This is a genomic window from Bradyrhizobium viridifuturi (genome assembly GCF_001238275.1).
GTDB classification, from domain to species: domain Bacteria; phylum Pseudomonadota; class Alphaproteobacteria; order Rhizobiales; family Xanthobacteraceae; genus Bradyrhizobium; species Bradyrhizobium viridifuturi.
Map to the genome: position 1 here is coordinate 75,069 of NZ_LGTB01000027.1, position 15,050 is coordinate 90,118.

A 15,050-nucleotide genomic window follows, 5' to 3' on the forward strand; every position below is an offset into this window, starting at 1 on the left:
CGCCGCGCCAGGACTGGCGCGCCACTTGAAGAAACATGGCCAAATCATTGAAGTCGAACGCCAAAAGCAAATCTGCTGACGATCTGTTCGGAGCGCCGGAACAGAAGGCGCGCACCCCGGCGAAGGCCGCTTCCCGGCCCGCGGGAGGCGCCGAAGCCGGCTATACCGCAGCTGACATCGAGGTCCTGGAGGGCCTGGAACCGGTCCGTCGGCGCCCCGGCATGTATATCGGCGGCACCGACGAGAAGGCGCTGCACCACCTGTTCGCCGAGGTGATCGACAACTGCATGGATGAGGCGCTGGCCGGTCACGCCACCTTCATCGACGTCGAACTGACCGCCGACGGCTTCCTGACCGTGACCGACAATGGCCGCGGCATTCCGGTCGACCCGCATCCGAAATTCCCGAAGAAGTCGGCGCTCGAAGTCATCATGTGCACGCTGCACTCGGGCGGCAAGTTCGACTCCAAGGTCTACGAGACCTCGGGCGGCCTGCACGGCGTCGGCGTCTCCGTGGTCAACGCGCTCTCCTCGCGGCTCGAGGTCGAGGTCGCGCGCAGCGGGCAGCTGCATCGCATGACCTTCGAGCGCGGCCATCCCAAGGGCAAGCTCGAGGACCTCGGCAAGGTCAACAACCGCCGCGGCACGCGGATCCGCTTCAAGCCTGATACCGACATCTTTGGCGCCAAGGCGGCGTTCAAGCCGCAGCGCCTGTTCAAGATGACGCGCTCGAAGGCGTATCTGTTCGGCGGCGTCGAGATTCGCTGGCACTGCGACCAGGAACTGCTGAAGGGCGTCGAGGACGTCCCGGCAGAAGCAAAATTCCACTTCCCCGGCGGCTTGAAGGATTATCTCGCCGCGGCGATCCACGCCGACACGCTGGTGCATCAGGATATCTTCTCCGGCAAATCCGGCCGCAGCGGCGCGCATGGCGCGTGCGAATGGGCTGTCGCCTGGACGGCCGATGCAGATGGCTTCCTGTCGTCCTACACCAACACGGTGCCGACGCCCGACGGCGGCACGCATGAATCCGGCCTGCGCAGCGCGCTGCTGCGCGGCCTGAAGGACCACGCCGAACGCGCCGGCCAAGGCAAGCGCGCAGCTCCATCACCTCGGAAGACGTGATGGTGGCGCGGCCGTCATGCTCTCGGTGTTCGTGCGCGAGCCCGAATTCCAGGGCCAGACCAAAGATCGCCTCGCCACCGCCGAAGCGCAGCGCATCGTCGAACAGGCGATGAAGGACCCGTTCGATCACTGGCTGTCGGGCAACCCGAACCAGGCCAACCGGCTGCTCGATTTCGTGATCGATCGCGCCGAGGAACGGCTGCGCCGCCGCCAGGAAAAGGAAACCGCGCGCAAGACCGCCGGCAAGAAGCTGCGCCTGCCCGGCAAGCTCGCCGACTGCTCCGACGCCGGCACCGAAGGCTCCGAACTCTTCATCGTCGAAGGCGACTCGGCCGGCGGCAGCGCCAAGCAGGCGCGCGACCGCAAGACGCAGGCCGTGCTGCCATTGCGCGGCAAGATCCTCAACGTCGCATCGGCCGGCAAGGACAAGCTGACCGCCAACGCGCAGCTCTCCGATCTCGTGCAGGCGATCGGCTGCGGCACGCTCGCGCATTACCGTGAAGAGGATCTGCGCTATCAGCGCATCATCATCATGACCGACGCCGACGTCGACGGCGCGCACATCGCTTCGCTATTGATCACCTTCTTCTACCGGCAAATGCCGCGGCTGATCGACGAGGGGCATCTCTATCTGGCAGTGCCGCCGCTCTACAAACTCAAGCACGGCACCAAGTCGGTCTACGCCCGCGACGACGCGCACAAGGAAGAGCTGCTCAAGAGCGAATTCAACGCCAACGCCAAGGTCGAGGTGAATCGCTTCAAAGGCCTCGGCGAAATGATGCCCGCGCAGCTCAAGGAAACCACGATGGATCCGACCAAGCGCACGCTGCTGCGCGTGGTGCTGCTGGCCGACGATCGCGAAGGCACCGCCGACTCGGTCGAGCGGCTGATGGGAACCAAGGCGGAAGCCCGCTTTGCCTTCATCTCCGACAAGGCCGAATTCGCCAGCGACGACCTGCTCGACGTCTAAGCCCAACCGGCTGATCTGAAACGATTTTTTGGCCGCCTCCGCTCGGGGCGGCCGTTTTTCATTCGGCTGTTTGGAGAGCGTCGGCGGCTTCGTTTTCGGGCGGTTGTGTCTCACCCGCAACAGCATTTCCGGCGGAACCACGTATAGTCCCCAACATGAGTTTCGGGAATCGGTGCCAGCGCACTCCCGTCAGCGACCCGATCGAACGCTAGTCGAGGATTTGGATATGAAGAAGATTTTGCTCGCTCTGACCGCGGTTGCTGCGATGACGGGTTCCGCGTCGGCTGCCGATCTGGCCGCCCGCCCCTACACCAAGGCTCCGGCCCCGATCGCGATGGCGCCGAGCTGGACCGGTTTCTACATCTTCGGCGGCGGCGGCGGCGGCGTCTGGGACGCTGACACCGGCGTGCAGTCGACCGTCACCGGCGCGCCGATCCTCGGCTTCAACCAGCGCCAGGGCGGCGATGGCTGGTACGGCACTGTCGGTGCCGGTTATGACTGGCAGACCGCCAACAGCTGGGTCCTCGGCGTATTCGCCGACGGTCAGTTCGGCAGCCTGAAGGGCACGATCCAGGATCAGGGCCTCGGCGTCGCCGGTACCATCAAGAACGACTATAACTGGGCCGTCGGTGCACGCCTCGGTTACCTGATCGCGCCGAACGTTCTGTCCTACGTCAACGCCGGCTACTCCAGCTCGCACTGGAAGGGCACCACTCTGTTCAACACCGCGACCGCGCTCCCGGTCGGCGGGCACACCGACGGCTTTGACCGCAGCGGCTGGTTCGTTGGCGGCGGCGTCGAGAACAACCTGAACATCTTCGGCATCACCGCGCCGGGCTGGTTCATGAAGACCGAATATCGCGCCGCCTACTACGACAGCAAGAACATCTCTGAGCTGGCTGACGTCACCAACATCTCGAACGGTCGCGACATCACCTTCAAGCCGCTGGTGCAGACCATCAGCACCTCGCTGGTCTACCGCTTCAACTGGACCGGTCCGGTTGTTGCCAAGTACTGAGCTACAGACTGATCCCTGCTGATCCAGCAGACGAAAAGCCCCGGCATTGTCCGGGGCTTTTTTGTTGCCTGAACACTTCCGGGAGCAATCTCCCGCGCACCCTTTTGCTGCAGGGCCGACCGGCCGCGCCCGATCTGGTCAGGCCTGTGACGATCAGGCACTCTCGCGACCGGATTCAAACCACAGCGGACAACAACAATGAGAAACGGACAGTTTGATCTCTCGGGCCGGGTCGCGATCGTCACCGGCGGCAATGGCGGCATCGGGCTCGGCATGGCGCGCGGTCTCGCCGATGCCGGCGCGGCGGTTGCCGTGGTCGGCCGCAACGAGGCGAAATCGAAGGCCGCCGTCGAGGAGCTCGGCAAGCGCGGCGTCAAGGCGATCGCGGTGGCCACCGACGTCACCGACAAGGCCGCCGTCGCCGCCATGGTCGAACGGGTAATCGGCGAGCTCGGCCGGATCGACATCCTCGTCAACAACGCCGGCATGAGCATCCGCAAGCCGCCGCACGAGCTCGAGCTCGACGAGTGGAGCAAGGTGATCGACACCAACCTCACCAGCGCCTTCCTGTGCTCGAAGGCGCCTACCCTGCGCTCAAGGCGTCGGGCCACGGCAAGATCATCAATATCGGCTCGATGATGTCGATCTTCGGCGCCAGCTTCGCTGCGGCCTATGCCGCGAGCAAGGGCGGCATCGTGCAGTACACCCGCGCCTGCGCCAACGCCTGGGCTCCCGACAACATCCAGGTCAACGCCATCCTTCCCGGCTGGATCGACACCGATCTGACCAAGGGCGCGCGTCAGCAGGTTGCCGGGCTGCACGAACGCGTGCTCGCACGGACGCCGGCGGCGCGCTGGGGAGCGATCGACGACTTCGCCGGCATCGCCGTATTCCTGGCCTCGCCGGCGTCGGATTTCGTCACCGGCACCGCGATCCCGGTCGACGGCGGCTATTCGGTCATGGCCTGAGACCAACGCGCGCCAAAACACAAGAGCCCCGGCGCGCCGCCGGGGCTCTTGCATCCTGTTCGCCTCGTAGAACTCAGTAGCGCGCGATCACCGGCGCGTCGAACTTGTAGTTCACGCGCACCACCGCCCACTGGATATCGCGCGGCTTGGCGTCGAACGTATAGGTGCCCACCGCCGTGCCGGCGAGCTGATAGGTCTGACGCTCGAACGCTGCGTAATTGTATTCGACGCCGATGGTCCAGTTGCGGGTGATGCCGTACTCCCAGCCCGCACCGACGGTCCAGCCGCTGGCCCAATGGGTCTGGCTGCCGGAGCCGGTCGCCGGCGGAACGTTGTCGACGACCGACAGGCGATTGTTCACGCCGGCATAGCCGCCCTTGAAATAGAGCAGATTGTTCTGGATCGCGTAGCCGGCGCGGCCGACGATCGTCGCCATCGCATTCGAGCGCCAGTTGAACTGATCGTCGCGGCCGGCGCCGAACACCGTGTTGGTGACGCGGCCCGAATTATCGAGCCCGGAGATCGTGCCCTCGACGCCGAACACGAAGTTGTTGGCCTGCCAGTTGTAGCCGATCTGGCCGCCGCCCATGAAGCCCGAGCCGCGCTGCCGAAAGCCCTGGCCGGGTGCGAGATCACCGAACACCGTCGTGTTTGCGCTGTTGACCCACTGCTCGTTGGTCCAGGCGCCGCCGAGATGGCCGCCGATGTAGAAGCCGGACCAGTTGTAGAGCGTTTCGACATAGGCCGGCGCCTTGGTGTAGGGACGCGCGGCGAGGTCGGCGGCCGCAGCGGCGCTGAGGCCGAGCGCGCTGGCTGCAGTCAAGGCGGCAATGAATTTGGCATGAAACACGGCGGCACCCCCAGGTTGTCTGATGGGCACAGCTTTCACAGAGAGCCCTTACCAAAAGAAAACCGCGGGAACCGGCAGCGCAGATTCCGTGTCCGCCGGTTTCGAATCATGTCCCGCTGTTGCAGCTACGCAACTTCTAGCGGCCAGATTAAGCAGCTGTTATCCCTGATAAATTCCATCCAAAGCGCGGCCGCGCGTCAGCTCGCGGCCGGCGAATGCACGTGCTCCGGCCGCACCCCGACCGCGACGAGACGCGCCGTCAGGCCCTGCAGCCAGGGCATCGCCGTGATCAACCGCAGCGCGAACGGGACCGGCTGATCGCCTGCCTTCAGCGCGGCGCTGATGATGTTGTCCTGCGCGATCACCTGCATGCGCTGCGTCACACGCACCGGGAATTCGCGGCGCCGGCGCACCGCGTCGAGTTCATTTTCGGACGGCACGCCGTGAACGAGCTTCGCCGCCAGGACGTTGGCGGTCGCGACCGCGTCCTGCACCGCGAGGTTGACGCCGACGCCGCCGATCGGCGACATCGCGTGCGCGGCGTCGCCGATGCAGAGCAGGCCCGGAAGCGTCCAGCGCGTCAGCCGGTTGATCGCGACCGTGAGCAGCTTGACGTCGTCAAAGCTCTTCACGTCGGCGATGCCGGCTTTCAGGATCGGCGCCAGTCGCAGCACGTCGTCGAGCAACGCCGGCAATCCCCTCGCCTTCACCGCCTCGTATTGTCCCTTGGCGATCACGTAGGCGCATTGCCAATAGTCGCCGCGGTCGAACGTCACCATCATCTTGCCGTGGTCGATCCGCGCGAACAAATTCTCGGTCTCGTCCGGACGCCGCCCGACGCGAAACCACAACACGTCCATCGGCGCGCCGATCTCCTCGACGGCAAGACCGGCGCGCTCTCGCACGATCGAATGGCGGCCGTCGCAGCCGATCACAAGATCCGCCTCGATGTCGATCGGGCCATCCGGCGCGTTCGCACGCACGCCGGCAACCGCGTCGCCGCGCCGCATCAGGTCGGTCGCCTCCGCGTTCATCAGCACCTTCAGCGAGGCAAAACGCTTGCCGCTCTCGCGCAGGAAATTGAGAAAATCCCACTGCGGCATCATCGCGATGAAAGGATATTTGACGCTGAGGCGGCTGAGGTCGGCGATCCGGACCGAGGTGCCGCCGAACATGCCGTCGAGCTTCTGGATGTCCTGGTGCGGCAGCTTCAGGAAGCCGTCGATCAGACCGAGTTCGTCCATCACCTGCAGGGTCGAGGGGTGCACGGTGTCGCCGCGAAAGTCACGGAAGAAGTCGGCGTGCTTCTCCAGCACCACGACGTCGACCCCGGCGCGCCCGAGCAGATAGCCGAGCATCATGCCCGCCGGCCCGCCGCCGACCACGCAGCAGCGCACCTTCATCCGACGTCTGTTCGATCCTGCCGGATTGCCCGCATCCATGATGCTGTCCTTACGGTTGTCTCGCCGCTCCCTTGGTAACGCGGGTCGGGCGACAAGGATAAACTATCGCCTGAAGGTCTTGATCTCCGACACGCTGCCGTCGCGATAGGTCAGCTCCACCGAGACCGATTTGGTCTGCGGCGCGAGCTTCAGATAGGGTTGCGCATCGGACGGGATCGCGCTCGGATCGCGCGAATTGCAGGACGGCATCTTCAACACCTTATCCGGCACCGCGCTGTCGATGCCGATCCGCACCTCGCGGATCGCGCAGCGATACGACATCAGGTGGGTGTAGTAGACGAGCAGCCCGTTGAACTCGCGGAACGACAGCCAGCTCGTCGCGGTCATGTCGAGGATCTTGCGCTGGTCGCGGATCAGCGCGGCGTCGGGATCGAACTTGATCGGGAACGGTCCCTGCATCTCGCCCTGGGTGTCGACATAGCGAAGCTCGATCGTGGCCGCCGGCGCGTCGGCCGGCAGCTCGATCGACGGATTGGGCATCCGCTTGCGCGTGCGCGGATCGAGCGTGTCCATGAAGCCGGTCTCGCGGAAATCGCCGCTGTCGCCGATCCGCCAGGAAATGCCGAGCGTCGGATCAGCGATCGAGAACACCACGGTCCAGCCGCCATTGTGCCGCGAGAAGCTCGCGATCGGCGCGTTGATCGAGTCCTCCTTCGGCAGTTTCGGCACCGATACCGGCGGCAGCGCAGCCACCTGCTGCGGCGGCGCGGACGGCTTGGCCGCCTCGGCCTGCGCCTTGGCGTTCCCGTTCAGGAAGACGTCGTCGACCATCTGGTCGAAATAGACCGGGATCTGCTTGTGCTTCACGGTCTCGGCCATCTCGCTGACCAGGCGCCGCGTACGCTGGGCGACCTGCACGAGGTTCTCGCCGGGCTGCAACAGCTCCTTGGCAAAGGTCCGCGTGAACACCGAATTGGGATTGGCATCATCGTTCGACAGCCGGTCGAGCGCGGTCTGGCGCGGCCCGGCCGAGAACACCGAGAACACGCCTTCCGGCAGCTGCATCATCGGCGCAAGGCCACCGCCGCCGGCAACCGCGCGCGTGCCGGCCCGCTCGAACGGATTGTTGCGGCAGGCGTCGAACACCAGGATCGAGGTGCGCGCCTTCTTGTTCTGCAATCGCTCGATGATGCGGTCGGCGAGAACCGAGGCGTCGCGCACCAGCTCCTCCTGCCCTTCGGTCGCCGCCGGCACGTCGGTCGGCAGCAGGAAGTTCTGGCCCGCGATCTCGAAGCCGTGACCCGCATAGAAGAAGAACGCGGTATCGCCGGGTTCCACGGCGCGGTCGAACGCGAGCAGCGTCTCGGAAAACGCCTGCCGGTTCAGATTCTCGGCCACCATGACGTTGAAACCGAGCTGCTTCAGCGTGTCGCCCATGGTGCGGGCGTCGTTGACCGCCTTCTGCAGCTTGGGCACGTTCCTGTAGTCATTGTTGCCGATCACCAGCGCGACGCGCTTTTCGGCCTGGGCAGGCGCCGCCGATGCAACGAATGCGACCGCCAACAGGGTCGCCGAAAGTCTTGAAAGCCAGCTCTTCATCCCAATTCCCGCCTGCGCCGCGCGTGAGACCGCCGCCTAATAGTCGGATCAGCCGTTTGGCCGGTTCAAGGCCCGCGGCGGATGGCCGTCATGGCCGCCCATCCCTGGTGACCATGGGGCGCCCCACCCGTCCCAGGTCAAGTTTCTTTTTACGGCCCGCGTGATAGATTTGGGCCCTCACTCCCGCGCGAGCTCTCCACAGGTCCCAAGGGCTTTTCCGTGTACACATGGTCCACTGAGCAGGTCGATCCCCGGGATCGCTTCGACTATTGGCGCGAAGTGCGCGCCAAGGGGTTATTCGGTGTCACGGCCGAACTCGAGTCCGAGCACCGCCGCAATTTCTTCGGCGAGTTCTCGCTGCGCAAGCTCGGCGATGCCGGCCTGGTCGAGCTGCGGGCCTCGCCCTACCGCGTCGAGCGGCGCGCAGGCGACATCGCCGATGCAGCCAGCGACAGCCTGTGCATCTACCAGCAGCTCGGCGGCGGCGGCTGGTTCGGCGGCGCGCGGCTCGATGAGTTCGCGGTGCGCGACGGCATGTTCGCGACCAGCTATTCGGATCTGCCCTATCGCACTCTCCCGCTGCACCAGGACGGCTTCCACCTGCGCATCATCAAGATCCCGGTGACCGACATCGTCCCGCCGGGCGCCGAGCTCGGCGAACTCGTGGCCAGGCCCGTGCAGGATGAGACCGCGCTGCAGCCGCTGCTGGAATCATGCTTCCACGACCTCGTCGACGGTAACGATGCCGCGGCGGCGGACCCGGCCCCGATGGTGCAGGCGCTGGCCCATATCGCGCTGATCGAGCGCGGTATCATGCGGCCAAAGAGCCGGCTTGCGCAGCAGGCGTTGCGAACCGCCCACCTGTCGCTGGCCCGCCGCCTCATCCGGCGCCATCTGTCGAATGCTGCAATGACGCCGGGCCTGATAGCCGGCCTGCTCGGCATCTCGGTCCGTCACCTGCACATCCTGTTCGAGGAGACGGAGAAGAGTTTCTCGGAGACCGTCACCGCGCTTCGGCTCGCACAAAGCCGCCGCCTGCTCCGCGAGCAGTCCGGCCAGACCATCGCCGAGGTTGCCTTTGCCTGCGGCTTCGAAAGCCTTGCGACGTTCTACCGCCTCTTCAATGCCTCGGAATCGATGACGCCGGGCGACTACCGGGCCCGCCTGGCCTAAGCGTCCACCCGGACGCGCAGGCGCACCGGGCTCTTGCGGGTTGCTAAAGCGCGCTGATGCCCGTAATCGGGATTCCCGGCGTCACGCGCCGTTCCTCGTCGTCCCCGGACTCCTGATGTCGAAGAAGATGATCAAGCCTGGTCCCGACCTGCTGACGCAGGTCAATCAGGCTTTTCTCGACTACGGCTACAGCGGGCTGTCGATGGTCGGGCTGGCCAAGGCCTGCGGCTTCACACAGCGCGCGCTGTACTACTACTTCAGCAACAAGGAAGAGGCGTTTCGCGCCGTGATCGCCTGGCGCCACGTCGAGGACGTCGCGCTCGCGCTGGAGGCCGGCCGATCGGTGCGGGCAAAGGGCGGCGGCGCGCTGGATATCTTCGCGACGATTCTCGACGTCCGCTACGGCGAGACGCGACGCCGCCTCACCGGCTCGCCGCACACCGTCGAGCTCAATGCCGAGGCCTTCAGGCGCTGCCGCGACTTGATGGTCAAATCTGCCGTCTCGTTCCAGGCCGATCTGGAAAGACTGGTGATCGACTTGCAGGCCGCGCGGCTGCTGAAGCTGAACGGTGAGTTCACGCCGGAGCAGATCGCACAGGCGCTTGCCGACGGGGCGCGCGCCGTCAACCAGGCATTGCCGCCGATCGCGCGCGACGACTTCTCGGCCCGCTACCGCCAGATGTGCGCCATGGTGCTCTACGGCTGCGCCGTGATGCCGAAGCGGAAGTAATCCGCGCGACCACCGGCGCGCAGCCGGCGCTGATCCACAAACCCCTCCGACAATCGGCCATTAGGCGCCGGCCGGACCGTTTCGCCGGCCTACCGATAAGTTTTGGCACGTGTTAGCTATTTCATATTTTACATGACTATGTGAAATATACGATATTGCATCGCAAGACCTTTTGGGGAGTCTCGAATGGCTGACACGGGGCAAACGGACGATCCGGCCGACCGTCGCGCGATCCGGCATCCTCTGGATCGAAGTGAACAGCCTGCGCGCATTGAGAAGATAATTTCCGTCGACTTCGCCAGAACCGCGCTGGCGCTTCGCCCGGTCTCGGCACAGCCGATTTCCTTACCTGCGAGGCGCGCTCTGATGCAGAGCGAGGGGTTTTGCACGATGCGCACAAAGCTTGAGGACGGCACGCACACGCGCGCCGGCGATGCCGTGGATCAGACCGCAGCTCTCGAGCTTGCCCGTCGGGGTTCTCCGACGACCAGCAATCGCGGCTGGGCACCGCTGCTCGAAGCCTGCCTTGCCGACTTCAAGGACGCGACGGAGGCCGGAGATACGGTGAGCATTCCTGCGCTGGTTAAGATCGTGGCCGACCTTGCGCTGATCGAGCGCGGCGCGATCAGGCCGGGCAGCCGCCGCGCGCAACAGGCGCTGCGCGTCGGCCGGCTCAGCCTCGCGCGCCGTCTGATCACCCGCCACCTCGCGAAGCCCGCGCTGTCGCCGGGCATGGTCGCCGACATGCTCGGCGTCTCGGTCCGCTATCTGCACGTCCTGTTCGAAGCGACCGGAGCGAGCTTCTCGCAGACCGTCACCGCCCAGCGCCTGAGCGAGAGCCGCAAGCTGCTGTGCGAAAAGCCGCCGCGGCCGATCGCCGATGTCGCCCTCACCTGCGGGTTCGGCAGCCTCGCTACCTTCTACCGGATCTTCAGCGCATCCGAAGGCCTGACGCCCGGTGAATACCGGGCTGCGGGGCTCTAGCCGCGACAACGACCTGATGAGGCCATACGGCCACAGTTGGCTGCATTTTCGCAGCAAGTCCGCTTTGGATCGACGGTATGCGCGCACTGAGAAGACGGCGCACGAATGTTGCGCCAGAAACAACCAGTTACATTGGCATGCGGGGGCAAGGTCATGGCGAGCGGCGGCAGGCCGGGGATGTGGCGCGGCGCGCTGCTTGGATCGGCGTCGTTGATCGCGCTGAGCTCCACGGCAGAGGCTGCGGTCTATTGCACGGGCGTCGGCACCGCCAACGTGCTCTGCGATGCCGCCCATCCATCGGACGGCGGACTCAACACGAGTTTCGGCGGTGATCTCACGGTCAACATCACGCCGGCGCCGGGATCACGACCCGCGGCGTGACCGCGAGCAGCAGCGGCAACCTCACTTTCAATCACAATGACCCCGCAGGCATCACGGCACAACAGCCGTACAATGGCATCGGCCTCTCCGCCCTCGGCACGATCACCTACACGGGATCGGCCGACGTCACCGCCGACGGGTACGCGATCACTGCCGGGATCGGCAACGGTCTGACCTCCATTACACAGACCGCCGGCACGATCAGGGGCGGCACCGGCATCCAGGCCATGGGCAGCGGACCGAATGCCAGCGTCAACATCAACACGGTTGGAAGCCAGATCGTGGCCGGCCTTGGAATCTACGTCCTGACCGACGGCAGCCAATCCGATGTCACGATCGCGACAGGCGCAGTCACCGGCACTGCGCCCATGGGCGCCAGCGCAATCTTCGCCCGGATGGGACAGAGCCTCCATACTGCGCGCAATCTTTCCGTCACCACCAACGGCGCGATCGTCGGCGACATCTATCTTCAGAACGGCGGCGTCGGCACTGTCGACCTCACCACCAATGCGAGCGTCTCGGGCAACATCACCCTCGAGGGAAACAATTCGGCGAACACCAGCGCGTTCACGGTGAAGCTCAATCAGGATGTCAACGGCTCCGTGACCTTGCAGAACTACGGTACCGGCACCACGACGGTCCGAACGCACAGCATCACCGGCGGGACGCTTTCGGTGTCCGCCGGCGGCGGTGCCAACAACAGCCTTGTCGTGGACGGCAATATTGCCAGGGGAAGCGGCCCCGATACGGCCTACTACGGCGCCCTGGCGTCCGTCGTCTTCTCTGCCGCCAGCGGCACCAACACCGCGACCTTCAATGGCGACATTTCCGGAACCTTCGACACCAGGACGTCGACCTCCGCTTCGGCCGGTGGCACGGTCGTCGGCCTCGCGGCCCGGCTGGGAAGTTCATCCAGCAACGGATCGGCGACACTGAATGCCAACGGATCGATCACGGTCACCGGCATGACAAGGTCCGGCTACGTCGCAAATGTGACCGGAGCGTCCCTGTCGGCCTCCGGCGTGGTCCCGGTCGACTTCAACCTGCACGGCGCAGTGACGGCAACATCGATCAGCGACATTGCGTCGGCAGTTGCTGGCATCAGCATGGTACAAAACAATCTGGGCGCAGTTCGGTTGACCGCCGACGGCGCCGTGACGGCGACCGCGATCGGCGCTGGCAGCACGGCCACCGGAATCAGCGCGTCAGGCAGCAGCTTTGCTCCGAGCAACATCAACACCGGCACGCTCACCGTTCACGCCAATGGCGATGTGAGCGCGACTTCGGACGGCGCCGCAATCGGCATCACGCTGAACCGTGGCAGCACCAGATTCGCTGCCCTGACCGCGGGGCTGGGCGGCATCGATCTCGATACCAAGGGGACCGTGAGCGCAACCTCGGCAAGCGCGGCGGCGATCGGCATCAGCGGCGTCATCGTCAATGGCGCCGACAACGCCGCAGCGCTGTCGCTGCGCGCCGAGGGCAATGTGATTGCGAGCGGCAAGGCGCCCGGAAGCTACGGCATCTTCGCCCAGCGCGACGGTCTCGGCGACATCAGGATCGAGGCGCTTGCCGGCGTGCAGAGTTCGGGCATCGGCATCGCCGCCTCGCGCTCGACGCCGGGCAACATCTTCATCACGACCGGGACGTCAGTCACCGGCACCACCGGCATCGTGACGTCGGGCGGCACCACCACGCTGATCGCCAACGGCACCATCACCGGCACCGGCGGCACTGCCGTTCAGTTCGGCGGCACCAACGATGTGCTGCAGGTGCAGTCCGGCGCCGTGTTCAACGGCAACATCGTCGGCAGCGGCACCAGTATCGTGCAGTTCGGCGGAACGACCGCGTCGAGTTTCGATCTCTCGAAACTTGGTATTGGCTTTTCCAATTTCGGGGTTCTTGCCGGCTCGAACTGGAGCTTCACCGGCAGCAATTCGAGCTTTGCCGGGACCGTCAACGTCGACAGCATGTTCATCCTCAACGGCGCAATGCCGAATGCCAATGTCACGGTCGGCCCGAGCGGGACCCTCGGCGGCAACGGCACGATCGGCAACACTGTGATCAGCGGCACGCTGTCGCCCGGCAATTCGCCGGGGACCATCACGATGGCAAGCCTGACGATGACGACGGCGGCAACCTATCTGGTGCAAGTCACGAACACGGTCAGCGACAAGGCGGTCGTGACGGGCACCGCCAACATCGCCGGCAACGTCATTGTGCAACCGCTCGAACGGATCACCAGGAAGACCACCTACACGATCGTCAACGCGGGAACGTTGAGCGGTACCTTCGGCTCGGCAAGCCTGTTGCTCGCCAACAACCTCGCGCGCAATCCGATGCTGAGCTATGTCGGCAACGACGTGCTGCTGTCGGTCGATCCCGGCCTGCTCTCCCCGATCCTGCCGGCCAACGCGGGCGGCAATCACAGGAGCGTCGCAGGCGCGATCGACAACAGCCTGCTCGGCGGCGGCAATCTCTCCGGCGCCTTCAGCGCGATCTTCAACCTGTCGGGCGACAATCTGCTGAACGGCCTGACCCAGCTCTCCGGCGAGAGCGCGGCCGGATCGCAGCAGACCACGTTCAACGCCATGAACCAGTTCATAGGCACGATGCTCGATCCCTTCGTCGACGGCCGCGGCGCCACGGCGACGCCGGCCGGCGCGACGCCTTACGCTGACGACAATTCGCTGGCCTACGCGGCAAAGCATCCGACCGGCGACGCCACCGCCGCGATCTATCGCAAGGCGCCGGTTGCACAGGGCTATGATCCGCGCTGGAGCATGTGGGCGGCGGCCTACGGCGGCTCACAGTCCACCGACGGCAACACCGCACTCGGCTCGAACAACACCACGAGCCAGGTGTTCGGCACCGCCATCGGTGCCGACTATCGCTTCTCCCCGAACACCATCGCCGGCTTCGCGCTCGCCGGCGGCGGGACCAATTTCAGCGTCGCCAACAGCGGCGGCGGCCGCTCCGACCTGTTCCAGGCCGGCGCTTTCATCCGGCACAATATCGGCGCGGCGTATCTTGCAGGTGCGTTGGCCTATGGCTGGCAGGACGTCACGACGGATCGCACCGTGATGGTCGGCAGCGTCGATCGCTTGCGTGCCGAGTTCAAGGCCAATGCCTGGTCGGGGCGCGCCGAGGGCGGCTATCGCTTCGTCGCGCCATGGATCGGCGGCATCGGCCTCACGCCCTATGCCGCCGGCCAGTTCACGACGTTCCGGCTTCCGGGCTACGCCGAGCAGGCCATCGTCGGCGCCAACACCTTTGCGCTCGCCTACAACGCCAAGAGCGTCACCGACAGCCGCAGCGAGCTCGGCCTGCGCGCCGACAAATCCTTCGCGCTGTCGGATGCCGTGCTGACGCTGCGCGGCCGCGCCGCCTGGGCGCATGATTTCAATCCCGACCGCAGCATCGCCGCGACATTCCAGACCCTGCCCGGTGCAAGCTTCGTCGTGAGCGGCGCGGCGCAGGCCGCCGACTCCGCGCTCACCACCGCCTCCGCCGAACTGAAATGGGCAAACGGCTGGTCGGCACTCGCAAGCTTCGAGGGCGAGTTCTCCAACGTGACCCGCTCCTACGCCGGCAAGGGTGTGGTCCGTTATGCGTGGTAGCGCCATCGATCCGCGGCGGAGCTGTCACATGTGGCTATAGGCCATGACGACGTGGAAACGTGCATCTGCGCGATTTCTGAATATTAGAAACGTACCCGCGAGTTGCCCGACGTGTCAACCTGCCTGGTCGAACGCCGGCCGCCCGCCGCCTCCTTTGCTTTGCATGGGGTTGTTTTCGATATTTTGGCGACGCGCCCCCCGCAAAGGCGGCGCGGGGTCTCGTCATCGGA

At 65.4% G+C, this 15,050-nt stretch carries 9 protein-coding genes and 2 pseudogenes; 8 read left to right on the forward strand and 3 right to left on the reverse strand.

What is annotated here, in order from left to right; translation table 11 throughout:
• Positions 1-35: 35 nt before the first annotated feature.
• The 3 genes and pseudogenes from parE to ALC15_RS24010 all read left to right on the forward strand — a co-directional run bounded on the left by parE (position 36) and on the right by ALC15_RS24010 (position 4,080).
• A pseudogene (gene parE, locus ALC15_RS24000) lies at positions 36-2,094 on the forward strand (DNA topoisomerase IV subunit B).
• Between the two features lie 226 nt (positions 2,095-2,320).
• Positions 2,321-3,112 (forward strand): outer membrane protein, encoded by a 792-nt coding sequence (locus ALC15_RS24005; RefSeq protein WP_050629399.1) that lies wholly within the window; start codon positions 2,321-2,323, stop codon positions 3,110-3,112.
• A gap of 198 nt (positions 3,113-3,310) precedes the next feature.
• A pseudogene (locus tag ALC15_RS24010) lies at positions 3,311-4,080 on the forward strand (glucose 1-dehydrogenase).
• A 73-nt stretch (positions 4,081-4,153) separates the two neighbouring features.
• Here ALC15_RS24010 and ALC15_RS24015 read toward each other — a convergent pair.
• The 3 genes from ALC15_RS24015 to ALC15_RS24025 all read right to left on the reverse strand — a co-directional run bounded on the left by ALC15_RS24015 (position 4,154) and on the right by ALC15_RS24025 (position 7,932).
• Entirely contained in the window at positions 4,154-4,930 is a 777-nt protein-coding gene (locus ALC15_RS24015; RefSeq protein WP_050629400.1) for an outer membrane protein, read from the reverse strand.
• Between the two features lie 197 nt (positions 4,931-5,127).
• The gene (locus ALC15_RS24020; protein WP_200914689.1) at positions 5,128-6,372 is read right to left on the reverse strand and encodes an FAD-dependent oxidoreductase; all 1,245 of its coding nucleotides are present in this window, start codon (positions 6,370-6,372) and stop codon (positions 5,128-5,130) included.
• Positions 6,373-6,435: 63 nt separating this feature from the next.
• The gene (locus ALC15_RS24025) at positions 6,436-7,932 is read right to left on the reverse strand and encodes a caspase family protein (protein WP_050629401.1); all 1,497 of its coding nucleotides are present in this window, start codon (positions 7,930-7,932) and stop codon (positions 6,436-6,438) included.
• 219 nt (positions 7,933-8,151) lie between these two features.
• Here ALC15_RS24025 and ALC15_RS24030 point away from each other — a divergent pair, with 219 nt between their 5' ends.
• The 5 genes from ALC15_RS24030 to ALC15_RS24050 all read left to right on the forward strand — a co-directional run bounded on the left by ALC15_RS24030 (position 8,152) and on the right by ALC15_RS24050 (position 14,820).
• Entirely contained in the window at positions 8,152-9,105 is a 954-nt protein-coding gene (locus ALC15_RS24030; protein WP_050629402.1) for an AraC family transcriptional regulator, read from the forward strand.
• A 115-nt stretch (positions 9,106-9,220) separates the two neighbouring features.
• Positions 9,221-9,835, forward strand: coding sequence for a TetR/AcrR family transcriptional regulator (locus ALC15_RS24035; protein ID WP_050629403.1), 615 nt, complete (start codon positions 9,221-9,223; stop codon positions 9,833-9,835).
• Between the two features lie 186 nt (positions 9,836-10,021).
• Positions 10,022-10,819, forward strand: coding sequence for a helix-turn-helix transcriptional regulator (locus ALC15_RS24040; protein ID WP_094194064.1), 798 nt, complete (start codon positions 10,022-10,024; stop codon positions 10,817-10,819).
• Between the two features lie 153 nt (positions 10,820-10,972).
• Positions 10,973-11,200 carry a hypothetical protein gene (locus tag ALC15_RS24045; RefSeq protein ID WP_050629405.1) on the forward strand — a complete coding sequence of 76 codons (228 nt, stop codon included), beginning with the start codon at positions 10,973-10,975 and terminating at the stop codon, positions 11,198-11,200.
• On the forward strand, positions 11,197-14,820 hold the full coding sequence (locus ALC15_RS24050; protein WP_050629406.1) for an autotransporter outer membrane beta-barrel domain-containing protein: 3,624 nt from the start codon (positions 11,197-11,199) through the stop codon (positions 14,818-14,820). Before ALC15_RS24045 ends, ALC15_RS24050 begins: the two co-directional genes overlap by 4 nt.
• Positions 14,821-15,050: the final 230 nt, after the last annotated feature.